This window comes from Pseudomonas veronii (assembly GCF_001439695.1).
GTDB classification, from domain to species: Bacteria; Pseudomonadota; Gammaproteobacteria; order Pseudomonadales; family Pseudomonadaceae; genus Aquipseudomonas; species Aquipseudomonas veronii.
The window spans coordinates 173,424-197,172 of the sequence record NZ_JYLL01000006.1; the positions used below are offsets into that span (position 1 = coordinate 173,424).

Here is a 23,749-nt window from a genome sequence, read left to right on the forward strand (position 1 = left end):
ACCGAAAGCGATAAAAAACCATGACTACAGGCAGTGCTCTGTACATCCCGCCTTATAAGGCAGACGACCAGGATGTGGTCGTCGAACTCAATAACCGTTTTGGCCCTGACGCCTTCACCGCCCAGGCCACACGTACCGGCATGCCGGTGCTGTGGGTGGCGCGCGCCAAGCTCGTCGAAGTCCTGACCTTCCTGCGCAACCTGCCCAAGCCGTACGTCATGCTCTATGACCTGCATGGCGTGGACGAGCGTCTGCGCACCAAGCGCCAGGGGCTGCCGAGCGGCGTCGACTTCACCGTGTTCTATCACCTGCTGTCGATCGAACGTAACAGCGACGTGATGATCAAGGTCGCCCTCTCCGAAAGCGACCTGAGCGTGCCGACCGTCACCGGCATCTGGCCCAACGCCAGCTGGTACGAGCGTGAAGTCTGGGACATGTTCGGTATCGACTTCCCGGGCCACCCGCACCTGTCGCGCATCATGATGCCGCCGACCTGGGAAGGTCACCCGCTGCGCAAGGACTACCCTGCCCGCGCCACCGAATTCGACCCGTTCAGCCTGACCCTGGCCAAACAGCAACTGGAAGAAGAAGCCGCACGCTTCCGTCCGGAAGACTGGGGCATGAAGCGTTCCGGCACCAACGAGGACTACATGTTCCTCAACCTGGGCCCGAACCACCCTTCGGCGCACGGTGCCTTCCGTATCATCCTGCAGCTGGACGGCGAAGAAATCGTCGACTGCGTGCCGGACATCGGCTACCACCACCGTGGTGCCGAGAAGATGGCCGAACGCCAGTCCTGGCACAGCTTCATCCCGTACACCGACCGTATCGACTACCTCGGCGGCGTGATGAACAACCTGCCTTACGTGCTCTCGGTCGAGAAGCTGGCCGGCATCAAGGTGCCCGACCGCGTCGACACCATTCGCGTCATGATGGCCGAGTTCTTCCGGATCACCAGCCATCTGCTGTTCCTGGGGACCTACATCCAGGACGTCGGCGCCATGACTCCGGTGTTCTTCACCTTCACCGACCGTCAGCGCGCCTACAAAGTCATCGAAGCCATCACCGGTTTCCGCCTGCACCCGGCCTGGTACCGCATCGGCGGTGTGGCCCACGACCTGCCGCGCGGCTGGGAAAAACTGGTCAAGGAATTCGTCGACTGGCTGCCCAAGCGTCTCGACGAATACACCAAGGCCGCCCTGGACAACAGCATCCTCAAGGGTCGGACCATTGGCGTCGCAGCCTACAACACCAAAGAGGCCCTGGAATGGGGCGTCACCGGTGCCGGCCTGCGTTCCACCGGTTGCGATTTCGACCTGCGCAAGGCCCGTCCGTACTCCGGCTACGAGAACTTCGAATTCGAAGTACCGCTGGCCGCGAACGGCGATGCCTATGACCGCTGCATGGTCCGCGTCGAAGAGATGCGCCAGAGCATCAAGATCATCGACCAGTGCCTGCGCAACATGCCGGCCGGCCCGTACAAGGCGGATCACCCGCTGACCACGCCGCCGCCGAAAGAGCGCACGCTGCAGCACATCGAAACCCTGATCACGCACTTCCTGCAAGTTTCGTGGGGCCCGGTGATGCCGGCCAACGAATCCTTCCAGATGATCGAAGCGACCAAGGGTATCAACAGTTATTACCTGACGAGCGATGGCGGCACCATGAGCTACCGCACCCGGATTCGTACTCCAAGCTTCCCGCACTTGCAGCAGATCCCTTCGGTGATCAAAGGCGAGATGGTCGCGGACTTGATTGCGTACCTGGGTAGTATCGATTTCGTTATGGCCGACGTGGACCGCTAAGCATGAATAACACGCTTATCCAGACAGACCGTTTCACCTTGAGTGAAACCGAGCGCTCGGCCATCGAGCACGAGCTGCATCACTACGAAGACCCGCGCGCGGCGTCGATCGAAGCCTTGAAGATCGTCCAGAAGGAACGTGGCTGGGTGCCGGACGGCGCCCTCTACGCCATCGGCGAGATCCTCGGCATCCCCGCCAGCGACGTTGAAGGCGTGGCCACGTTCTACAGCCAGATCTTCCGCCAGCCCGTGGGCCGCCACATCATTCGCGTATGCGACAGCATGGTCTGCTACATCGGTGGTCACGAGTCGGTGGTCAGCGAGATCCAGAACAAGCTGGGCATCGGCCTCGGCCAGACCACCCCGGACGGCCGCTTCACGCTGCTGCCGGTGTGCTGCCTGGGCAACTGCGACAAGGCGCCGGCGTTGATGATCGACGACGACACATTCGGTGACGTGCAGCCTGCTGGCGTGACCCAATTGCTCGAGGGCTACCCATGACCCTGACTTCCTTCGGCCCGGCCAACCGCATCAAGCGGTCGCCCGAGACTCACCCGCTGACCTGGCGCCTGCGTGACGATGCCGAGCCGGTATGGCTCGAGGAGTACCAGGCCAAGAACGGTTACGCCGCTGCGCGCAAAGCCTTCGCCGACATGGCCCAGGACGATATCGTCCAGACCGTGAAGGACGCCGGCCTCAAGGGCCGCGGCGGCGCAGGCTTCCCCACTGGCGTGAAGTGGGGCCTGATGCCCAAAGACGAATCCATCAACATCCGCTACCTGCTGTGCAACGCGGATGAAATGGAGCCGAACACCTGGAAAGACCGCATGCTGATGGAGCAACTGCCCCATCTGCTGATCGAAGGCATGCTGATCAGCGCCCGCGCGCTGAAAACCTACCGCGGCTACATCTTCCTGCGTGGCGAATACACCACCGCCGCCAAGCACCTCAACCGTGCCGTGCAAGAAGCCAAGGCTGCGGGCCTGCTGGGCAAGAACATCCTCGGTTCGGGTTTCGACTTCGAACTGTTCGTACACACCGGCGCCGGGCGTTATATCTGCGGTGAAGAAACCGCACTGATCAACTCCCTCGAAGGCCGCCGCGCCAACCCGCGTTCCAAGCCGCCCTTCCCTGCCGCCGTCGGCGTGTGGGGCAAGCCGACTTGCGTGAACAACGTCGAAACCCTGTGCAACGTGCCGGCGATCATTGCCGACGGCGTGGACTGGTACAAATCGTTGGCCCGCGAAGGCAGTGAAGACATGGGCACCAAGCTCATGGGCTTCTCCGGCAAGGTCAAGAACCCTGGCTTGTGGGAACTGCCGTTCGGCGTGACCGCGCGCGAACTGTTCGAGGACTACGCCGGCGGCATGCGCGACGGCTACACCCTCAAGGCCTGGCAGCCAGGCGGCGCCGGTACCGGCTTCCTGCTCCCCGAGCACCTCGACGCACAGATGTATGCCGGCGGCATCGGCAAGGTGGGCACCCGGATGGGTACTGGCCTGGCGATGGCGGTGGACAACACCGTGAACATGGTCTCGCTGCTGCGCAACATGGAGCAGTTCTTCGCCCGCGAATCCTGCGGTTTCTGCACCCCGTGCCGCGACGGTCTGCCGTGGAGCGTCAAGCTGCTGATGGCGCTGGAAAAAGGCGAAGGCCGCGAGGGTGACATCGAAACCCTGCTGGGGCTGGTCGGTTTCCTCGGCCCAGGCAAGACCTTCTGTGCTCACGCACCGGGCGCCGTGGAGCCATTGGGCAGCGCAATCAAATATTTCCGCTCGGAGTTCGAAGCCGGCATCGCGCCTACCAGCGCCGCCGTCCCGCCTCTGGCGAGGCCGATCGTAGTCGGCGCGTAACGCTTAAACAGGCGAAGGGTCCGTGCCCTTCGCCTCGTCATGTGCTGACGCCGTCAAGGCTGTGTTGATGCACATGAATAACAAGATTCCATTAGCCACGCCCGCTGACAACGGGCCAACGAAGATCTTTGAACCATGGCCACTATCCACGTAGACGGCAAAGCGCTCGAAGTCGATGGGGCAGACAACCTGTTACAGGCGTGTCTGTCACTAGGCCTCGACATCCCTTATTTCTGCTGGCACCCCGCTCTTGGTAGCGTCGGTGCCTGTCGCCAGTGTGCGGTCAAGCAGTACACCGACGAGAACGACACCCGTGGTCGCATCGTCATGTCCTGCATGACCCCAGCCACCGACAACACCTGGATCTCCATCGACGATGAAGAATCCAAGGCGTTCCGCGCCAGTGTCGTCGAATGGCTGATGACCAATCACCCTCACGACTGCCCGGTCTGTGAGGAAGGCGGCCACTGCCACCTGCAAGACATGACGGTGATGACCGGCCACAACGAGCGCCGCTATCGCTTCACCAAGCGCACCCACCAGAACCAGGAACTGGGCCCGTTCATTTCCCACGAAATGAACCGCTGCATCGCCTGCTACCGCTGCGTGCGCTTCTATAAAGACTACGCTGGCGGCACCGACCTCGGCGTCTTCGGCGCCCACGACAACGTGTACTTCGGTCGCGTTGAAGACGGCGTACTGGAAAGCGAATTCTCCGGCAACCTCACCGAAGTCTGCCCGACCGGTGTGTTCACCGACAAGACGCACTCCGAGCGCTACAACCGCAAGTGGGACATGCAGTTCGCCCCGAGCATCTGCCATGGCTGCTCCAGCGGTTGCAACATCTCCCCGGGCGAGCGCTACGGCGAACTGCGTCGCATCGAAAACCGCTTCAACGGTTCGGTCAACCAGTACTTCCTGTGCGACCGTGGCCGTTTCGGCTATGGCTACGTCAACCGCGAAGACCGCCCACGCCAGCCACTGCTGGCCGGCGGCGCGAAGCTGAACACCGACGAAGCCCTGGATAAAGCCGCCGACCTGCTGCGCGGTCGCAACATCGTCGGCATCGGTTCGCCGCGTGCCAGCCTCGAAAGCAACTACGCGTTGCGCGAACTGGTCGGCGCCGAGCACTTCTACTGCGGTATCGAAGCCGCTGAACTGGAGCGCATCCGCCTGGTCCTGCAAGTGCTGAACGACAGCCCGCTGCCAGTGCCGAACATGCGCGACATCGAAGACCACGATGCGATCTTCGTGCTCGGTGAAGACCTCACCCAGACCGCCGCACGTATGGCCCTGTCGCTGCGCCAGTCGGTCAAAGGCAAGGCCGAAGCCATGGCCGACGCCATGCGCGTACAGCCTTGGCTCGACGCCGCGGTGAAAAACATCGGCCAGCACGCGCTGAACCCGCTGTTTATCGCCAGCCTGGCCGAAACCAAGCTCGACGACATCGCCGAAGAATGCGTACACGCAGCGCCAGATGACCTGGCCCGCCTCGGTTTCGCCGTGGCCCACGCCCTTGACGCCAGCGCGCCGGCCGTCGAAGGTCTGGACGCTGAAGCCGTGGCACTTGCCCAACGCATCGCCGACGCCCTGCTGGCGGCCAAGCGCCCACTGATCATCGCCGGCACCTCGCTGGGTTCCAAGGCGCTGATCGAAGCGGCAGCCAACATCGCCAAGGCCTTGAAGCTGCGCGAGAAGAACGGTTCCATCAGCCTGATCGTGCCGGAAGCCAACAGCCTCGGCCTGGCCATGCTCGGTGGCGAGTCCGTCGACAGCGCCCTGCAAGCCGTGATCGACGGCAAAGCCGACGCCCTGGTAGTGCTGGAAAACGACCTGTACACCCGCACGGATTCGGCCAAGGTCGACGCCGCGCTGAACGCTGCCAAAGTGCTGATCGTCGCCGACCACCAGAAGACCGCTACCAGCGAGCGTGCCGACCTGGTATTGCCGGCCGCGACTTTCGCCGAAGGCGATGGCACCCTGGTCAGCCAGGAAGGCCGCGCCCAGCGCTTCTTCCAGGTGTTCGATCCGAAGTACATGGATGCCAGCATCCTGGTTCACGAAGGCTGGCGCTGGCTGCATGCCCTGCGCTCGACTCTGCTCAATCAGCCGATCGACTGGACCCAACTCGACCACGTCACCGCAGCCGTCGCGGCGAGCGCCCCGCAACTGGCGCGTATCGTCGACGCTGCACCGTCCGCCGCGTTCCGCATCAAGGGCATGAAACTCGCCCGTGAGCCGCTGCGCTACTCCGGTCGTACCGCCATGCGGGCCGACATCAGCGTGCATGAACCGCGTACTCCGCAAGACAACGACACCGCGTTCGCCTTCTCCATGGAAGGTTACTCGGGTTCGGTCGAGCCGCGTCAGCAGGTGCCATTTGCCTGGTCGCCGGGCTGGAACTCGCCGCAGGCCTGGAACAAGTTCCAGGACGAAGTCGGTGGTCACATCCGCGCTGGCGACCCGGGTACCCGCCTGATCGAACCCCAGGGCGATGCGTTGAACTGGTTCGCCGCCGTACCGCGTCCGTTCAACCCGGCCCAGGGCACCTGGCAGGTTGTGCCGTTCTTCCACCTGTTCGGCAGCGACGAGACCTCGTCCAAAGCCGCACCGGTTCAAGAACGCATCCCGGCTGCCTACGTGTCCCTGGCCAAGTCCGAAGCCGACCGTCTCGGCGTCAACGATGGTGCCCTGCTCAGTCTGAACGTCGCTGGCAAGACCCTGCGTCTGCCGCTGCGCATCAACGACGAGTTGGGTGCCGGCCTGGTTGCACTGCCAAAAGGCATCGCCGGTATTCCACCGTCGATCTTTGGCCAAACCGTTGACGGTCTGCAGGAGGCAGCGCAATGACCTGGTTCACCCCTGAAGTCATCGATGTGATCATTGCGGTCGTCAAGGCCATCGTGATCCTGTTGGCCGTGGTCGTGGCGGGCGCCCTGCTCAGCTTCGTCGAACGTCGCCTGCTGGGCTGGTGGCAGGACCGTTACGGTCCGAACCGCGTTGGCCCGTTCGGCATGTTCCAGATCGCTGCCGACATGCTGAAAATGTTCTTCAAGGAAGACTGGACCCCGCCGTTTGCCGACAAGGTGATCTTCACCCTGGCACCGGTCGTGGCCATGAGCGCCTTGCTGATCGCCTTCTCGATCATCCCGATCACCCCGACCTGGGGCGTGGCGGACCTGAACATCGGCTTGCTGTTCTTCTTCGCCATGGCCGGTTTGTCGGTCTACGCGGTGCTGTTCGCCGGCTGGGCCAGTAACAACAAGTTCGCCCTGCTGGGCAGCTTGCGGGCCTCGGCCCAGACCGTGTCCTACGAAGTGTTCATGGGCCTCGCGCTGATGGGCATCGTGGTGCAGGTCGGCTCGTTCAACATGCGCGACATCGTCGAGTACCAGGCGCAGAACCTGTGGTTCATCATTCCGCAGTTCTTTGGCTTCTGTACGTTCTTCATCGCTGGCGTCGCCGTGACTCACCGTCACCCGTTCGACCAACCGGAAGCGGAACAGGAACTGGCCGACGGTTACCACATTGAATATGCCGGCATGAAATGGGGCATGTTCTTCGTCGGTGAGTACATCGGCATCATCTTGATCTCGGCCCTGCTGGTCACGCTGTTCTTCGGCGGCTGGCACGGTCCGTTCGGCATCCTGCCGCAGCTGGCGATCTTCTGGTTCTTACTGAAGACCGCGTTCTTCATCATGCTGTTTATCCTGCTGCGCGCTTCCATTCCGCGTCCACGGTATGACCAGGTGATGGATTTCAGCTGGCGCTTCTGCCTGCCGCTGACCCTGATCAATTTGCTGGTGACGGCTGCCGTTGTGTTGTTGAACACGCCCGCGGGCGCGGTTCAGTGAGGATTTGACCCATGTTCAAATATATTGGCGACATCGTTAAGGGTACCGGTACCCAGTTGCGAAGCCTGGTGATGGTGTTCGGTCACGGCTTTCGCAAACGCGACACCCTGCAATACCCGGAAGAAGCGGTGTACCTGCCGCCGCGCTATCGCGGCCGCATCGTACTGACCCGCGACCCCGATGGCGAAGAGCGTTGCGTAGCCTGCAACCTGTGCGCCGTGGCGTGCCCGGTGGGTTGCATCTCCCTGCAGAAAGCTGAAACCGAAGACGGTCGCTGGTACCCGGACTTCTTTCGCATCAACTTCTCGCGCTGCATTTTTTGCGGCCTCTGCGAGGAAGCTTGCCCGACCACCGCGATCCAGCTCACACCGGATTTCGAGATGGCCGAGTTCAAACGTCAGGACCTGGTGTACGAGAAAGAAGATCTGCTGATCTCTGGTCCCGGTAAAAACCCTGATTACAACTTCTATCGTGTTGCAGGTATGGCCGTTGCCGGTAAGCCGAAAGGCGCCGCACAAAACGAAGCCGAGCCGATCAACGTGAAGAGCTTGCTGCCTTAAGGAAGAAAGATGGAATTCGCTTTCTATTTCGCATCGGGTATTGCAGTGGTGTCCACGCTTCGCGTGGTCACCAACACCAACCCCGTGCACGCCCTGCTCTACCTGATCATTTCGCTGATCGCCGTGGCCATGACCTTTTTCAGCCTCGGCGCACCGTTCGCCGGTGTACTGGAAGTGATCGCCTACGCTGGCGCCATCATGGTGCTGTTCGTGTTTGTGGTGATGATGCTCAACCTCGGGCCGGCCTCGGTCGCCCAGGAACGCGTCTGGCTCAAGCCGGGCATCTGGCTCGGCCCGGTGGTCCTCGCCGCGCTGCTGCTGGCTGAACTGCTGTATGTCCTGTTCGCTCACCAGAGCGGCCAGGCCATCGGCCACACCACCGTTGGCGCGAAGGCCGTGGGCGTCAGCCTGTTCGGCCCGTATCTGCTGGTGGTCGAACTGGCTTCGATGCTGCTGCTCGCCGCAGTCATCACCGCCTTCCACTTGGGCCGTAACGAAGCCAAGGAGCAATGATGATGCCTGCTATCCCTTTGGAGCATGGTCTGGCGGTCGCCGGCATCCTGTTCTGCCTTGGCCTGGTCGGCCTGATGGTTCGCCGTAACATTTTGTTCGTGTTGATGAGCCTGGAAGTCATGATGAACGCTGCGGCACTCGCGTTCATCGTGGCAGGTAGCCGTTGGGGCCAGCCAGATGGACAAGTCATGTTCATCCTGGTGATCAGCCTGGCAGCCGCCGAGGCCAGTATTGGCCTGGCGATCCTGCTGCAACTGTATCGTCGCTTCCACACGCTTGATATCGACGCTGCCAGTGAGATGCGCGGATGAACATGATCTTTCTGACTTTCGTATTTCCCCTGATCGGTTTCCTGCTGCTGTCGTTCTCTCGCGGACGCTGGTCGGAAAACCTCTCGGCCCTGGTCGGCGTGGGCTCCATCGGCCTGTCGGCGATTGTCGCCGCCTACGTCATCTGGCAATTCAACGTCGCGCCGCCGGAAGGCGGCCACTACACCCTGGTGTTGTGGCAGTGGATGTCGGTGGAGGGCTTCAAGCCCAACTTCGCCCTCTACGTCGACGGCCTGTCGATCACCATGCTCGGCGTGGTGGTGGGTGTAGGTTTCCTGATCCACCTGTTCGCGTCCTGGTACATGCGCGGTGAAGCCGGTTACTCGCGCTTCTTCGCGTACACCAACCTGTTTATCGCCAGCATGCTGTTCCTGGTGCTGGGCGATAACCTGTTGTTCCTGTACTTCGGCTGGGAAGGCGTGGGCCTGTGCTCGTACCTGTTGATCGGTTTCTACTACAGCAACCGCAACAACGGTAACGCGGCACTCAAAGCCTTTATCGTGACCCGGATCGGCGACGTGTTCATGGCCATCGGCCTGTTCATCCTGTTCCAACAGGTGGGCACGCTGAACATCCAGGAACTGCTGGTGCTGGCACCGCAGAAATTCCAGGTCGGCGACTTCTGGATCACCCTGGCGACCCTGATGCTGCTGGGCGGCGCTGTCGGTAAATCCGCGCAACTGCCGCTGCAAACCTGGCTCGCGGATGCGATGGCCGGCCCGACGCCTGTTTCGGCACTGATCCACGCCGCAACGATGGTGACCGCGGGTGTCTACCTGATCGCCCGTACCCACGGCCTGTTCACCCTGGCGCCGGACGTCCTGCACCTGGTGGGCGTGGTCGGCGGCGTGACCCTGGTACTGGCCGGCTTCGCCGCGCTGGTGCAGACCGACATCAAGCGTATCCTCGCCTACTCGACCATGAGCCAGATCGGCTACATGTTCCTGGCCCTGGGCGTCGGCGCCTGGGACGCGGCGATCTTCCACCTGATGACCCACGCGTTCTTCAAGGCCCTGCTGTTCCTCGCCTCCGGTGCGGTGATCGTCGCCTGCCACCACGAGCAGAACATCTTCAAGATGGGCGGCCTGTGGAAGAAACTGCCACTGGCCTACGCCAGCTTCATCGTCGGCGGTGCCGCACTCGCAGCCCTGCCATTGGTGACCGCCGGTTTCTACTCGAAAGACGAAATCCTCTGGGAAGCCTTTGCCAGCGGTAACCAGAACCTGCTCTACGCAGGCCTGGTGGGTGCGTTCATGACCTCGCTGTACACCTTCCGCCTGATCTTCATCACCTTCCACGGTGAAGCCAAGACCGAAGCACACGCAGGCCACGGCATCTCCCATTGGCTGCCGCTGTCGGTGCTGATCATCCTGTCGACCTTCATCGGCGCCATGATCACCCCGCCACTGGCCGGCGTACTGCCGGAAAGCGTCGGCCATGCCGGCGGCGAAGCCCAGCACAGCCTGGAAATCGCCTCGGGCGCCATTGCCATCGCGGGTATCCTGCTGGCGGCCCTGCTGTTCCTCGGCAAGCGTCGCTTCGTCACTGCCGTCGCCAACAGTGGCATCGGCCGTTTCCTTTCGGCCTGGTGGTTCGCCGCCTGGGGCTTCGACTGGATCTACGACAAACTGTTCGTCAAGCCTTACCTTGCGATCAGCCACGTACTGCGCAAAGACCCGCTCGACCAGACCATCGGTTTGATCCCGCGTGCCGCCAAGGCTAGCCACACCGCCCTGAGCCGCAGCGAGACTGGCCAATTACGTTGGTATGCAGCTTCCATGGCGGCCGGTGCCGTTCTGGTGATCGGCGCCATCGTTGTGGTAGCGGTCTGACCATGTCTAAGTACATTGCGAACTTTGCGAACTTGCGAAAGGAAACGAGCCCGTCATGATTCTGCCCTGGCTAATCCTGATCCCCTTTATCGGCGGCCTGCTCTGCTGGATGGGTGAACGCTTCGGCGCCACCCTCCCCCGCTGGATTGCGTTGCTGACCATGTCCCTGGAACTCGCGCTCGGCCTCTGGCTGTGGGCCCATGGCGACTATTCATTTGCTCCGGCGCCTGGCGCCGATCCGACCTGGGCGCTTGAGTTCAAGCACGTCTGGATCCAGCGCTTCGGCATCAACGTACACCTGGCCCTCGACGGCCTGTCGTTGCTGATGATCCTGCTGACCGGCCTGCTGGGTGTTCTCTCGGTACTCTGCTCCTGGAAAGAGATCCAGCGTCACGTGGGCTTCTTCCACCTGAACCTGATGTGGATCCTGGGCGGCGTGGTCGGCGTGTTCCTCGCCCTCGACCTGTTCATGTTCTTCTTCTTCTGGGAAATGATGCTGGTGCCGATGTACTTCCTCATCGCGCTCTGGGGTCATAGTTCTTCGGACGGCAAGAAAACCCGGATCTACGCGGCGACCAAGTTCTTCATCTTCACCCAGGCTTCCGGCCTGATCATGTTGGTGGCGATCCTCGGTCTGGTCTTGGTCAACTTCAACAGCACGGGCGTGATTACCTTCAACTACGCCGATCTGTTGAAAACCAAGATGTCCCTGACCACCGAGTACATCCTGATGCTGGGCTTCTTCATCGCCTTCGCGGTGAAGCTGCCGGTGGTGCCGTTCCACTCCTGGCTGCCGGATGCCCACGCCCAGGCGCCGACCGCCGGTTCCGTGGACCTGGCCGGTATCCTGCTGAAGACGGCGGCCTACGGCCTGCTGCGTTTCGCCCTGCCGCTGTTCCCGAATGCCTCGGCCGAGTTCGCGCCGATCGCCATGACCCTGGGTCTGATCGGGATCTTCTACGGTGCGTTCCTGGCCTTCGCGCAAACCGACATCAAGCGTCTGGTTGCCTTCTCGTCCGTTTCCCACATGGGTTTCGTACTGATCGGTATCTACTCCGGCAGCCAGGTGGCGTTGCAAGGCGCCGTGATCCAGATGTTGGCACACGGTGTTTCAGCCGCCGCACTGTTTATCCTCAGTGGTCAGTTGTACGAGCGTCTGCACACCCGTGACATGCGTGAGATGGGTGGCGTGTGGTCGCGCATCGCCTACCTGCCGGCGATCAGCCTGTTCTTTGCCGCCGCGTCCCTGGGCTTGCCGGGCACCGGTAACTTCATCGGCGAGTTCCTGATCCTGATGGGGACCTTCGTGCAGACACCGTGGATCAGCGCCATCGCTACTTCCGGCCTGGTATTCGGTTCGGTCTACTCGCTGATCATGATCCACCGTGCGTACTTCGGTCCGGCCAAGTCCGACACCGTCCTGCGCGGGATGGATGCTCGCGAACTGATCATGGTGCTCGGTATGGCGGTCCTGCTGATCTACATCGGCGTGTACCCACAACCGTTCCTGGACACTTCTGCCGCAACGATGCATGGCGTGCAGCAGTGGTTCGGCACCGCCTTCTCTCAACTCGCTTCGGCCCGGTAAGAGCGCTATGGAATTCACGATCCAACACTTTATCGCGCTTGCGCCGCTGCTGATCACCAGCCTCACCATTGTGGTGGTGATGCTGTCGATCGCCTGGCGTCGCAATCATGCGCAAACCTTCCTGCTGTCCTGTGCGGGTTTGAACCTGGCCTTGCTGTCGATCATCCCGGCACTCAAGGTCGCGCCCCTGGCGGTGACCCCGCTGATGATGATCGATGACTTCGCGCTGCTGTATATCGCGTTGATCCTCGTCGCCACCCTGGCCTGCGTCACCCTCGCCCACGCCTACCTCGGCGAAGGCGGCACCGGCTACCCGGGCAACCGCGAAGAGCTGTACCTGCTGATCCTGCTGGCTGCGGCCGGCGGCATCGTGCTGGTCAGCGCGCAGCACCTGGCCGGTTTGTTCATCGGCCTGGAACTGCTGTCGATCCCGACCTACGGCCTGGTGGCCTACGCCTTCTTCAACAAGCGCTCCCTGGAAGCCGGCATCAAGTACATGGTGCTGTCGGCCGCCGGTTCCGCGTTCCTGTTGTTCGGTATGGCCCTGCTCTACGCCGAAGCCGGCAGCCTGAGCTTCACCGGTATCGGCCACGCCCTGGCGGCCACCAGCATGCCTGCGCCGATCGCCCAACTGGGCCTGGCGATGATGCTGATCGGCCTGGCTTTCAAACTGTCGCTGGTGCCCTTCCACCTGTGGACACCGGACGTGTACGAAGGCGCTCCGGCGCCGGTGGCCGCGTTCCTGGCCACGGCGACGAAAGTTGCGGTGTTTGCGGTGGTGGTGCGTCTGTTCCAGATCTCCCCAGCGGCCAACACCGGCGTGTTGAGCGACGTACTGAGCGTGATCGCCGTTGCCTCGATCCTGTTCGGTAACCTGCTGGCGCTGACCCAGAACAACCTCAAGCGTCTGCTGGGTTACTCGTCCATCGCCCACTTCGGCTACCTGCTGATCGCCCTGGTGGCGAGCAAAGGCCTGGCCCTGGAAGCGATCGGCGTGTATCTGGTCACCTACGTGATCACCAGCCTCGGCGCCTTCGGTGTCATCACCCTGATGTCCTCGCCTTACAAAGGCCGTGACGCCGACGCCCTGTACGAATACCGCGGCCTGTTCTGGCGCCGTCCGTACCTGACCGCCGTGTTGACCCTGATGATGCTGTCCCTGGCCGGTATCCCGCTGACTGCGGGCTTTATCGGCAAGTTCTACATCATCGCGACCGGCGTTGAAGCGCATCAATGGTGGCTGGTTGCCTCGCTCATCCTGGGTAGCGCCATCGGCGTGTTCTACTACCTGCGCGTGATGGTCACCCTGTACCTGATCGAGCCAAACCTGCGTCGTGTGGATGCTGAGCTGCACTGGGAACAGAAAGCCGGTGGCGTGATGCTGCTGGCCATCGCCGTGCTCGCCTTCTTCCTCGGCGTGTACCCACAACCGTTGCTCACTTTGGTGCAGCACGCGGTACTGGGCGTTTGATCGCTTAGCGGTACGCAGTAAACAGAAACGGCACCTTCGGGTGCCGTTTTTGCGTTTATGGGGCAGAGAAGATGCGGCCTCAATGCGTCTAAAGATTGGCCGACACTAAACCATCGAGCGTTTCGCGAAGCCGCTGATGCACCGGCAAGCGAAGGCCAAAGGTGCCGCGCAGCACATCAAGCAATTCATCGGCACTGGCTATCGCGCGTTTTTCGCTGGGACCGTCCAGGGAGTGCATCGCGTAGTGGCCGTTGTTCAAGGTGTGACGCTTACCCGGCGCGAGCAGTGCCACTTTCAACTGACCGAGAAACGGCGAGCCCGCGTGGGTGGAGACGTACCAGTTGCCGATTTCATAGTCGATGTCTGCCTGCACCTGCAGGTCGAACACATACAAGCCACGCCACTCCCCGCCAACCTGGGCCCACAGGGTGTAGCTGCCGTGCTTAACGGTCAGCCGAAAGGGTTCGTGGGCGGTGGCCTGGATCGCTTCGCTGTCCAGGCGTAACGGGCTGCTCGGCACCATGCCGCCAAAGCCGACGTCGCAGATATAGCGCACACCGTCCACCGTCACCAGGCTCAGGCGATGGGTACGCGCGGTGTGTGCGTCCGGTGGCCCGCCCATCACGACCCGTCCGGTGATGCCGCGTGCGTCGAAGCCCAGCTCCTGCAGCAGTTCCAGGAACAGTTGGTTCAGTTCATAGCAATACCCGCCGCGTCCATCGAGCAAGACTTTTTGTTCGACGCTGGGCAGGTCGATCGGCACCGGCAAGCGCAGCAGGGTCGACAGGCTTTCAAAGGCGAACGTACACACATGCCGCAATTGCAGGTCCTGCAAGGTTTGCAGGGTCGGCGGCGGCGGCGCAGCGTAGCCCAGGCGTTGCAGGTACAGGTGGCTTTGGGTCAGGCGGGACATGACGCGATCCTTGGGCGCGTGGCGAAGGCCCCACTATGCCGTCCGGACCGGCAATTTGTCATTTCGAATGAACCTTTTTAAACGCTTTCCTATCCATCTATAACAAGACAGGGAGGCAACATGAGTAGCGCAAAAATCTACACCATTACCTATCAACTGCACGGTCAACCGAAGTCTTTCGTGGTGCGTGCCGAAGTGATGAATAACGCCGAGGCCTGGCACTGGGCGGCCGTTGATGCCGATATTGCGCATGTCAGCCGCATCGGTCGGGTCGGCCACGAACAGGTGAAAAAAACCACCCGGCCCTGGGCCGAGAAGTACGGCATCACCGACGTCAACTGGGTACCGCCCAAATAAACAAACGCCCCGTTCAACGACGGGGCTTTTTTTTCGACAGCATTTGGTTGCTCACGCTCTTTCGGGGCATTGCGTGTGCGATCCGGGCCGGGGCTGCTTGTAATCGATCATCGAGAACGCCCCACACGCCTTCGCTCAACGTGTTTACCGCACACCTCATCGCCAAGCATGAGAAGATGCCGCCCTGCCCTATCCCCTACAAACGCCAAGGAGATTTTCCCCGGATGTTCGAACTCAAACCCTGCGACCCCATCACCTACCGCCAGCAGACCCGTCGCAGTACGTTGATCGTGGCCGTGTTGTTCGTGGCCCTGGCGATGCTGTTGTCGAGCCTGGCGGTGATGCTGTTTGGCGAAGCCGGCGGCGACAACTTTCGCTACAACGTGGGTGGGGTGTTTGCCGGGGTGTTGATCACCCTCGCCCTGGTGCGCGGCCCGTTCTGGACCCAGCCATGGCTGGCGCCGGCGGTGTATGGCTGGCAGCTCAAGCGCAACCTGATGCGCGTGACCAACGTGATGCACAAGGTCACCGACCGCGTGCAAGCCAATGACCCGACGGCGCTCAAGGTGCTGCGGTTCTATCACCTGGGGCTGACGCAGATGCATGAGCTGGACGCCAACTCCAGCGCCCAGGTGCAGTTGGTCGGCGAGATCGAGGCACATAGGGCGAAGATGCAAGCGTTGGGGCTCGATACCGAGCAAACCCGTTTCGACCCGTCCTGGCTGGACAGTTTCAAGGGCGCTTAAGCCAACACCCCGATACGCTGCGCATCCGGCCAGAACAGCGCCGCCTGCCCACACGGCAGGCCGGCGGCATCGAGCAACGTCCACACCACACCGGCATGGATCATGAACGGCTGCTGATGTGCATCCACCCGCCAGCCGCTGTAGCCATGGGCGATGCCGTTGGCGCTGACGTGCTCCAATAACACCTGGCGCGCGGCGCGGTCGAGTTCCGAGGCGCTGAAGCGTGACGGCATGCCGATGAAGGTCTCGCGCGGGTATTTGAAGCACGCCAAGGCGCACGCATTGGCGTAGTTAAACCGCGGGTCCGCCGCGCCATCGTGGGCCAGCAGGCTGTAGGGCGCATGGGCATGCAGCCAGGTCAGGCGTTGCTGCGCGTCCAGATGCTCGGGCGCCGGCAAGCCCTGGCCGGTCCAGTGTCGATAGGCGTCATCCAGCACGCGTACACAGTCTTCTTGTCGGGTCACACACTACCTCACATTGTCAGTTGGAACGCTTTGCCCGCCAGCAGAACACGGCGCTGACGGCTATCGCGGCGCCCGCCAGGCCAAACACCCAAGGGGCCGCGGCGACCGGCAGCAACAACCCCGCCAGCAGCGGCCCGAGGCCGGCGCCGATATCGCGCCATACCGCGTTGGAGGCCAATGCCGACACGCGCATCGAACCGGGGTTGCGTTCGGCCACCAAGGTCGTCACCAGGGGTAACTGCAACGCCCGCAACACCAGCACTGCCGCCGCGCCGACGATCACCCAATAACTGCCGAATGCCGCCAGGGCCAAAGCGCTCAGGAACGAAAACAACAACAGCATCGACGTGGCGCCGAAGCGTTGCGCGGCGCGACCGCCCAGCGGGCTCAGGAGCATTTCCGAGACATAACGCAAGGCCATCAAGGCACCGGCGATCAGCACCGCGTCGCCCCCGAGAAGCTTCTGTGCCTGGATCGACAGGCCAAAGATAAACAGCCCATCCAGCGCCACGCCTTCAATAAACGACCACAGCGCCACGCTATCGGGCCACTTGAAACGGCGCCCCGGACTGCTGTGCAAATCATGGCCGACAGTAGGCAACCCCCGCGCCATCCACAAGCCCAGCAGGCAGCATCCGGCGAGAATCAGAAAGATCGGACGCGGTCCGGCCCATAAGGTCAGCCAGCCGCCGAGCGGCAATGCGAGCATCGGCCCGAGGGCGATCAAGGCCCGCGACCGCCCTGCCCGGCGTGCGGCCCCCGTCGGCTCGGCGGTCGCCAGCACTTGGGTCGACAGGTTCAACGCGGCAAAACACAGGCCCCAGACCAGCCGCAAGCCCAGCAATGCAGCGAAGCCCGACAGCATCGAGTTACCCAAGGCACACAGCGTCGCGGCACCGGCGGCGATCATGCAGGTCAGACGATCGCCGTGGCGGGCATAGAAATTGAGCACGTGGCGGTAACCGAAAATCCGCACCAGTCGGTTGGCCGCCAGCAGCACCCCGGCCTGGGCCAGCGTGATGCCGAACGCCTGGGATTCCATGGGCAGCAGCAGATAAAGCAACACGTCACTGGGCAGGCATAAAGCCAAGGTCAGCGCGGCGCGGCGGGAGGTGATGTCGGCAGTGCGTTGGGCCTGGCTTGCCATAAATCTGAAACATCCCGAAATATTCAGGTCGCCACCGTAGCCTTCTCGAACGGCTTTTTACAACGCTCGATTAAACCTTTTTGTCATACGGCAACAACCGCAGGCCGCTGGCCACACTGCCCACCAACGCAAACGCACAGCCCAGCCACAACGCGTAGTGCGGGCCGCTGCCCAGGGACCAGTGAAAACACAACGCCACCAGCGACGCTCCCAGCGTCTGCCCCAGCAACCGCGAGATCGCCACAATGCCACTGGCCCCGCCGCTGCGGGCCAAGGGCGCGCTGGTCATCAATGCCTTGAGGTTGGGCGACTGGAAGAACCCGAAACCGGCTCCGCACAAGGCCATGCGCCAGCCGATCTCGAACGCCGACGCATCATTGTGCAACGTCGCCAGGGCCGCCATGCCCACGCTCAGCATCAACAGGCCGATCCCACACAACAGGCCGAGGGACACGCGGTCGGCCAGGCGCCCGGCGACCAAGGCCATCACCGCCACGACCGCAGGCCAGGGCGTCATCAGAAAGCCGGTCTCCACCTGGCTGTGCCCGAGCACTGCCTGCAGCAGAAACGGCAGCGACACAAAGGCCAGGCCCTGGGCACTGAAGGCGCAGATCGCCGTGAGCGAAGACAGCGCAAACACCGGGCGCTTGAACAAGTCCACTGCCAGCATCGGCGCCGGGTGCCCGGCCTGGCGGCGCAGCAGCAGCGCGCCGCAGACCAGCGCCAGCGCGATCAGGCCCAGGGTCAACGCACCTTGGGCGCCATGCACCGCCATCCCCAGGCCAAGCACCAGCAAGGCGAACAGCCCGGCACACAACAGCGCGGCGAGGCGATCGAAGGCATGCCCGGCCATGGGAATGACCGGCAATGAGCGCAAGCCCAACAGCAGCGCCAACAAGCCCAGTGGCACGTTGATCAGGTACAGCCAGTGCCAACTCGCCACCGACAGGATCGCCGACGCCGCCGTCGGCCCGAGCGTGAACGCCAGCCCCACCACCAGCGAGTTATAGCCCAGGCCGCGCCCGAGCATGCGCGACGGATAGATATGCCGCAGCAACGCCGTGTTGACGCTCATGATCGCGGCCGCACCGAGCCCCTGCACCACCCGCGCCGCCGTGAGCGTCACCAGCGACCCGGCGATCCCGCAAAACAGCGACGATACGATAAACAGCAACAAGCCACCGAGGTACACCCGACGGTGCCCGAGCACATCGCTCAGCGAAGCGAAGGGCAACACCGTGGCAATGATCGCCAACTGGTAGGCATTGACCACCCAGATCACCGACGCGGAGTCGGTGCCAATGCCATCGGCCAGGGTCGGCAGCGCCGTGTTGACGATGGCCGTGTCCAGGGTCGCCATGCCGATGCCCAGGGAAATGGCGATCACCGCCGGCAGGCGTTTATTCAGGGGCAGCCCATCGGCAACAGAAGACATGCACAATCCGCACAGGTGACAAAAGGCCTCCAGATTACGGGCTGCGACGATTTTTTCCAGTCGCCAATGCGTTGGCTGTCAACATCTTCATGTTGCCTGCAGCCGTAAAAAAAACGCGCCAACTCCGTATCGGTGATGGCGCGTGGGCTGACGCAATGACCCAGGCAAACGCCTGGTCAGATCGACACGGCACTCAGGTCCAGGCGCCCGTCCTTGAGCGGCGGGCACCAGTAATAGCCGCCGGTCAACGGTGTGCTGATGCGGTACAGGCCGTCGACGATGCCGTCTTCCAACCCGCTCATGCGGCGCAGTTGCGCTTCAAACGCATCGAAGGAATGCCCGAACGCGAGGAACATCAAGCCAGCCTGGCCGTTTTCTGCCCAGGGCATCGAGCGGCGCACCACGAACGCTTCCGGGGTGAAGCTTTCCTGAGCGGTGCGTTTGGTGTGGGCGGACTCGGGCGCGTCCTCCAGTTCTTCGTTGTCGCCGTGGCGGCGACCGATGATGTGGTCGCGTTCCTGGGCAGGCAACGCGGCGAAACCATCGAGGTCGTGCTGCCATTGCTGGATCGCGGCGAAGCTGGCGCCGCTGTCGGTCAGCGCGGCTTCGACGGCGGCATCGTCGTGGGGGTTTTCGGTGCCGTCTTCGTAATCGGTCAGGTCAAAACCGCTCTTGTAGCGGAAGCCTTCAGTCGACTGCACCAGGCGGAACGCCGGGGCCAGGGCTTTCTCCAGCGCACGGCTGCGCAAGAGCAATTCGCCGCGATCCACGCCATGCAGCCACACCCACAATGCTTGCTGCGTGGAGGGGTTGTGCGCGCCCGGCGCGCTGACAGCTGGGAATGCGCGCAGCCCTTCGATCTGCGCGCCCAGTGCGTTGACCAGCGGCTCACCCAGACCGACCACTGCGGCCGAATCCGCCCACTGCACCAATGCGTTCAACGCAGCAGGTACAGCGGCCAGGGAGTCCACGGCAAAAAACAGATGGCGTGCCTGTAAAGGCACCGGTGCGGCAAGAATGCCCGGCTGGTACTGACTCATGTGAACTCCTTCAAGAAAGCCTCGCAGTTTACCCGCCATGTGCAGCCGTGCGTACAAGAAAGCGCGCAAGCCTTGCCACAGAACCCGTTGTTGGGTGACTCTCTAGTCATGTTTTGCAACTATTTCAGGGGTAGTGACATGACCACCGATAACCTGCTCGCCCAGCTGTTTCCTTCCTGCGCCGCCGATATTCCCGAGCAATTCCGCCTGGGAGCGCCCATCGAACAGCGCGATTACCTGGTCGACGGCCAGTTGCGGGTGTGGAACGGCCCCTTGGCCCAAGTGCTCAGCCCGGTGCAACTGGGCGACGAACGCGTACAAATCGGCAGCACGCCGCTGCTGGATGCCGACACCGCCCTCAGCGCCCTCGACGCCGCCGTGCGCGCCTATGACCGAGGCCAGGGGGAATGGCCGACGATGCGCGTGGTCGACCGCATCCGCCACGTCGAAGCGTTCTTGCGGCGCATGCGCGAACAGCGTGATGCGGTGGTCAAGCTGCTGATGTGGGAAATCGGCAAGAACCTCAAGGACTCGCAGAAAGAGTTCGACCGCACTTGCGACTACATCACCGACACCATCAATGCCCTCAAGGAACTCGACCGCCGCAGCAGCCGCTTCGAGCTGGAACAGGACACGCTCGGCCAGATCCGCCGCGTACCGATGGGCGTGGCGCTGTGCATGGGGCCGTACAACTACCCGTTGAACGAGACGTTTACCACGCTGATCCCGGCGCTGATCATGGGCAATACCGTGGTGTTCAAGCCGGCCAAGCTCGGCGTGCTGTTGATCCGCCCGCTGCTGGAGGCATTCCGCGACAGCTTCCCGGCCGGGGTGATCAACGTGATCTATGGCAGCGGCCGCGAAACCGTCAGCGCGCTGATGGCCAGCGGCAAGATCGATATTTTCGCGTTCATCGGCACCAACAAGGCCGCCAGCGACCTGAAAAAACTGCACCCGCGCCCGCACCGCCTGCGCGCAGCCCTGGGCCTGGACGCGAAAAACCCAGGCATCGTGCTGCCCCAGGTCGACCTGGACAATGCCGTCAGCGAAGCGGTCACCGGCTCGCTGTCGTTCAACGGCCAGCGCTGCACCGCGTTGAAAATCCTGTTTGTGCATGAAGACGTGGTCGACAGTTTCATCCAGAAATTCAACGCCAAGTTGGCGACCTTGAAGCCCGGCATGCCGTGGGAAGACGGCGTGGCACTGACGCCGCTGCCGGACGCCGGCAAGATCGATTACCTCAACGCGCTGGTCGCCGATGCGGCCCAACACGGCGCTCGCGTGGTGAATGCCAATGGCGGCGTCAGTCGCGGTACCTTTTTCTACCCGGCGGTGCTGTACCCGGTAAACCCGCAGATGCGCGTGTACCACGAGGAACAGTTCGGCCCGGTGGTGCCGATCGTGCCCTACCGTGACCTGGAGACCGTGATCGATTACGTACTGGAATCGGATTTCGGCCAGCAACTGAGCCTGTTCGGCACCGACCCGGCCGAAATCGGACGGCTGGTGGACACCTTCGCCAATCAGGTCGGCCGCATCAATATCAACGCCCAGTGCCAGCGCGGCCCGGACACCTTCCCCTTCAACGGCCGCAAGAACTCGGCCGAAGGCACACTGTCGGTACATGACGCCTTGCGTGTGTTCTCGATCCGCACCCTGGTGGCGACCAAGTTCCAGGACAGCAACAAGGCACTGCTCAGCGAGATCCTGCACAACCGCAACTCGAGCTTCTTGACCACTGACTACATTTTCTAGAGGACGCCTCGCCGTTGATTAACCTGCACTTGCCTGTATTTGCCCGGCGCCTGTTGCGCCCGCTGCTCGACCCTTACCGCCGCTATCGCCATGCCAAGCTGATCCACGCCGTGCGCGTGTCCATCGGCTTGCTGGCGACGATCCTGCTGACCACCGGCATCAACCTGCCCCACGGCGAGTGGGCGTCGGTGACCATGCTGGTGGTGATCGGCGGCCTGCAGCACCACGGCAACATCGGCAAGAAAGCCATGGAACGCGCCTACGGCACACTGATCGGCGCCAGCGTCGGCTTGCTGCTGGTGGTGCAGGAGACATATGTGGGGCAGCCGCTGCTGACCTACTTGTTGATGTCGGTGGTGTGCGGGTTCTTCTCGTATCACGCCATCGGCAAGGGCGGATACACCGCCTTGTTGTCGGCGATCACCGTGTTTATCGTCGCCGGGCATGGTGACAATCCGCTGTCGGACGGGCTGTGGCGCACGGTCGATATCCTGATAGGTATTGCGTTGGCCCTGGCGTTTTCCTTCGCCTTGCCGCTGTATGCCGTGTACTCCTGGCGCTACAACCTGGCCAGTGCCTTGCGCGACTGTGCCGCGATCTATAACCGCATCATCAGCGGTCAATCGGTCACTGATGACGAACACCTCAAACTGCTCAGCCGCGTGAATACAGCGATGCTGCAACTGCGTTCGTTGATGCCTTCGGTGTCCAAGGAGGTACGGATCTCCATGACCCAGCTGGACACGATCCAGCGGCATTTGCGCATGTGCATCAGCACCCTGGAGATTCTGGGCAACACCCGGCCAGACCCTCGCGACGAACAGGCAATGGCGCGGATGCAGGTAATGTTGAAGGGCGAGCATCGGCAGATTCGCGTGCAATTGGTGGGCATGGCGCGCGCGCTGAGGTCGGGCGTGACACCACGGTTGGAGCGGCCGAGCCAGGCCACGGCTACCGAGCCGACATTGGATGCGCCGGTCTACAGTGCGTTGGATGGGTATCGGTTGCTGACCGTGCAATTGGCGGCAAATGTGGATGAGATGCGCCAGCAGTTGGCCAAAAGTGCTGGCCGCTGGAAGATCTGAACCTGAGGGCATTTAGCGCGTTTACCTGCGCCAACACATTCACACTTCTTCTTACATATTTTTCACGACTTATTCACATCGCGGGACGTAGGGTGAAGCCTCATCCGTTACAAACGTTGCACATCAAGCCCGCCGCCCCAGCGGGCTTTTTTTTGTCCCGGATTCGAGCTAGCGCGCCACCTTGCCGGCGGGCGCGGACGCTTGCTCGCGAATGGCGCGCTGGGTATCGAGCACCTTGGCCAACGCCACTTGCGCCTCGGGGCTTTGCTGCGGCACGCGAATCGCCGCCGAGACCAGCGTGATCAACTTGGCCATTACTTCGGCATCCGTGGCCGGGCGGCCCAGGCTCATGGAGTTCATCAGCAGGCGCAGTTCGGTGCCGGCCATCACACCGGAAATCGCCTTGAGGGCAAATTGCAGGCGTACCCCCAGTTCGTTGCGCGGCAAGTCCGGCAAGGCCAGGGCGAAGGCTTCGAAGAAGCGCTGGAACACCGGCTGGTAATGGACCTTGAGGTATTCCTGGATAAACGGCGAGGTGTCGCTGTAGACCCGCCCCAGGAAACGAATGAACGAACGCCCTTCCCCACTCGCCGGGTCGCTGCGCTCCAGGCCCATGGCCGGGGCGAACAGCACGCCGAGCAGCGTGTCGCAATCGAGGGGGCCGTCGGATTCGGCTTCGCAGCGTGCCAGCAGTTCCAGGCGCTGCTCGTTGAGCGGCTCCAGGCGCTGCATCAGCAGGGTTTTCATCAGGGCGTCCTTGTCCCCGAAGTGATAGTTCACCGCAGCCAGGTTCACCTGGGCACGCTCGGTAATCTGCCGCAACAAAACAGCGTCATACCCGTATTTGATGAAGAGAGCCTCTGTCGCATCCAGCAATCGAGTCTTGGTAACGTTTGGAGAACTGACTTTCTTCACGACCATAAAAGTTCCACGCGGGAAATATTGTTTTAAAAATAAATTTGATTTTTTATACCGGGGCCACCGCTCGAAAGCAAGTAGTGAC

General features: G+C 62.3%; 21 protein-coding genes. 15 read left to right on the top strand and 6 right to left on the bottom strand.

What is annotated here, in order from left to right; translation table 11 throughout:
* Positions 1–20: 20 nt before the first annotated feature.
* The 11 genes from nuoC to nuoN all read left to right on the top strand — a co-directional run bounded on the left by nuoC (position 21) and on the right by nuoN (position 13,804).
* Complete coding sequence (nuoC, locus tag TU80_RS10425; protein ID WP_017848058.1) at positions 21–1,805, top strand: NADH-quinone oxidoreductase subunit C/D; 1,785 nt, start codon at positions 21–23, stop codon at positions 1,803–1,805.
* A gap of 2 nt (positions 1,806–1,807) precedes the next feature.
* Positions 1,808–2,305 carry an NADH-quinone oxidoreductase subunit NuoE gene (nuoE, locus tag TU80_RS10430; protein WP_017848059.1) on the top strand — a complete coding sequence of 166 codons (498 nt, stop codon included), beginning with the start codon at positions 1,808–1,810 and terminating at the stop codon, positions 2,303–2,305.
* Complete coding sequence (gene nuoF, locus TU80_RS10435) at positions 2,302–3,657, top strand: NADH-quinone oxidoreductase subunit NuoF (protein WP_017848060.1); 1,356 nt, start codon at positions 2,302–2,304, stop codon at positions 3,655–3,657. Before nuoE ends, nuoF begins: the two co-directional genes overlap by 4 nt.
* Before the next feature lie 135 nt (positions 3,658–3,792).
* Positions 3,793–6,507 carry an NADH-quinone oxidoreductase subunit NuoG gene (gene nuoG / locus TU80_RS10440; RefSeq protein ID WP_017848061.1) on the top strand — a complete coding sequence of 905 codons (2,715 nt, stop codon included), beginning with the start codon at positions 3,793–3,795 and terminating at the stop codon, positions 6,505–6,507.
* On the top strand, positions 6,504–7,511 hold the full coding sequence (gene nuoH, locus TU80_RS10445) for an NADH-quinone oxidoreductase subunit NuoH (protein ID WP_017848062.1): 1,008 nt from the start codon (positions 6,504–6,506) through the stop codon (positions 7,509–7,511). The genes nuoG and nuoH overlap by 4 nt, the downstream gene beginning before the upstream one ends.
* 11 nt (positions 7,512–7,522) lie before the next feature.
* The gene (gene nuoI / locus TU80_RS10450; RefSeq protein ID WP_003174725.1) at positions 7,523–8,071 is read left to right on the top strand and encodes an NADH-quinone oxidoreductase subunit NuoI; all 549 of its coding nucleotides are present in this window, start codon (positions 7,523–7,525) and stop codon (positions 8,069–8,071) included.
* Between the two features lie 9 nt (positions 8,072–8,080).
* Entirely contained in the window at positions 8,081–8,584 is a 504-nt protein-coding gene (gene nuoJ, locus TU80_RS10455) for an NADH-quinone oxidoreductase subunit J (protein WP_017848063.1), read from the top strand.
* A 2-nt stretch (positions 8,585–8,586) separates the two neighbouring features.
* The gene (nuoK, locus tag TU80_RS10460) at positions 8,587–8,895 is read left to right on the top strand and encodes an NADH-quinone oxidoreductase subunit NuoK (RefSeq protein WP_026140165.1); all 309 of its coding nucleotides are present in this window, start codon (positions 8,587–8,589) and stop codon (positions 8,893–8,895) included.
* Positions 8,892–10,745, top strand: coding sequence for an NADH-quinone oxidoreductase subunit L (gene nuoL / locus TU80_RS10465; RefSeq protein ID WP_017848065.1), 1,854 nt, complete (start codon positions 8,892–8,894; stop codon positions 10,743–10,745). The genes nuoK and nuoL overlap by 4 nt, the downstream gene beginning before the upstream one ends.
* Positions 10,746–10,800: 55 nt before the next feature.
* A complete protein-coding gene (gene nuoM, locus TU80_RS10470) occupies positions 10,801–12,333 on the top strand; it encodes an NADH-quinone oxidoreductase subunit M (protein WP_010566880.1) in 1,533 nt (510 codons plus the stop codon).
* Between the two features lie 7 nt (positions 12,334–12,340).
* Complete coding sequence (gene nuoN, locus TU80_RS10475) at positions 12,341–13,804, top strand: NADH-quinone oxidoreductase subunit NuoN (protein ID WP_017848066.1); 1,464 nt, start codon at positions 12,341–12,343, stop codon at positions 13,802–13,804.
* An 88-nt stretch (positions 13,805–13,892) separates the two neighbouring features.
* Here the strand turns inward: nuoN and TU80_RS10480 are convergent, their stop codons facing one another.
* Positions 13,893–14,717, bottom strand: a complete 825-nt coding sequence (locus TU80_RS10480) for an arylamine N-acetyltransferase family protein (protein ID WP_057004424.1) — start codon at positions 14,715–14,717, stop codon at positions 13,893–13,895.
* Positions 14,718–14,837: 120 nt separating this feature from the next.
* Between TU80_RS10480 and TU80_RS10485 the strand changes: the two genes are divergently transcribed.
* Positions 14,838–15,074 carry a DUF6555 family protein gene (locus TU80_RS10485; RefSeq protein WP_046382905.1) on the top strand — a complete coding sequence of 79 codons (237 nt, stop codon included), beginning with the start codon at positions 14,838–14,840 and terminating at the stop codon, positions 15,072–15,074.
* 224 nt (positions 15,075–15,298) lie between these two features.
* Positions 15,299–15,820, top strand: a complete 522-nt coding sequence (locus TU80_RS10490; RefSeq protein ID WP_046382904.1) for a DUF3087 domain-containing protein — start codon at positions 15,299–15,301, stop codon at positions 15,818–15,820.
* On the opposite strand, the gene TU80_RS10495 is transcribed toward TU80_RS10490, so the two are convergent.
* The 4 genes from TU80_RS10495 to TU80_RS10510 form a co-directional block, all read right to left on the bottom strand.
* On the bottom strand, positions 15,817–16,257 hold the full coding sequence (locus tag TU80_RS10495; protein WP_046382903.1) for an MEKHLA domain-containing protein: 441 nt from the start codon (positions 16,255–16,257) through the stop codon (positions 15,817–15,819). The genes TU80_RS10490 and TU80_RS10495 overlap by 4 nt on opposite strands.
* Positions 16,258–16,300: 43 nt before the next feature.
* Complete coding sequence (locus TU80_RS10500; RefSeq protein ID WP_057004425.1) at positions 16,301–17,431, bottom strand: MFS transporter; 1,131 nt, start codon at positions 17,429–17,431, stop codon at positions 16,301–16,303.
* 70 nt (positions 17,432–17,501) lie between these two features.
* Positions 17,502–18,866 (bottom strand): MFS transporter, encoded by a 1,365-nt coding sequence (locus tag TU80_RS10505; RefSeq protein WP_057004426.1) that lies wholly within the window; start codon positions 18,864–18,866, stop codon positions 17,502–17,504.
* Positions 18,867–19,042: 176 nt separating this feature from the next.
* A complete protein-coding gene (locus tag TU80_RS10510; RefSeq protein ID WP_017848073.1) occupies positions 19,043–19,906 on the bottom strand; it encodes a Dyp-type peroxidase in 864 nt (287 codons plus the stop codon).
* Between the two features lie 138 nt (positions 19,907–20,044).
* Between TU80_RS10510 and TU80_RS10515 the strand changes: the two genes are divergently transcribed.
* Together TU80_RS10515 and TU80_RS10520 are read left to right on the top strand one after the other, a co-directional pair.
* Positions 20,045–21,661 carry an NADP-dependent glyceraldehyde-3-phosphate dehydrogenase gene (locus tag TU80_RS10515; RefSeq protein WP_046485027.1) on the top strand — a complete coding sequence of 539 codons (1,617 nt, stop codon included), beginning with the start codon at positions 20,045–20,047 and terminating at the stop codon, positions 21,659–21,661.
* A gap of 23 nt (positions 21,662–21,684) precedes the next feature.
* Positions 21,685–22,746, top strand: a complete 1,062-nt coding sequence (locus tag TU80_RS10520; protein ID WP_057004491.1) for an FUSC family protein — start codon at positions 21,685–21,687, stop codon at positions 22,744–22,746.
* Between the two features lie 168 nt (positions 22,747–22,914).
* On the opposite strand, the gene TU80_RS10525 is transcribed toward TU80_RS10520, so the two are convergent.
* The gene (locus TU80_RS10525; RefSeq protein WP_017848076.1) at positions 22,915–23,667 is read right to left on the bottom strand and encodes a TetR/AcrR family transcriptional regulator; all 753 of its coding nucleotides are present in this window, start codon (positions 23,665–23,667) and stop codon (positions 22,915–22,917) included.
* Positions 23,668–23,749 lie beyond the last annotated feature (82 nt).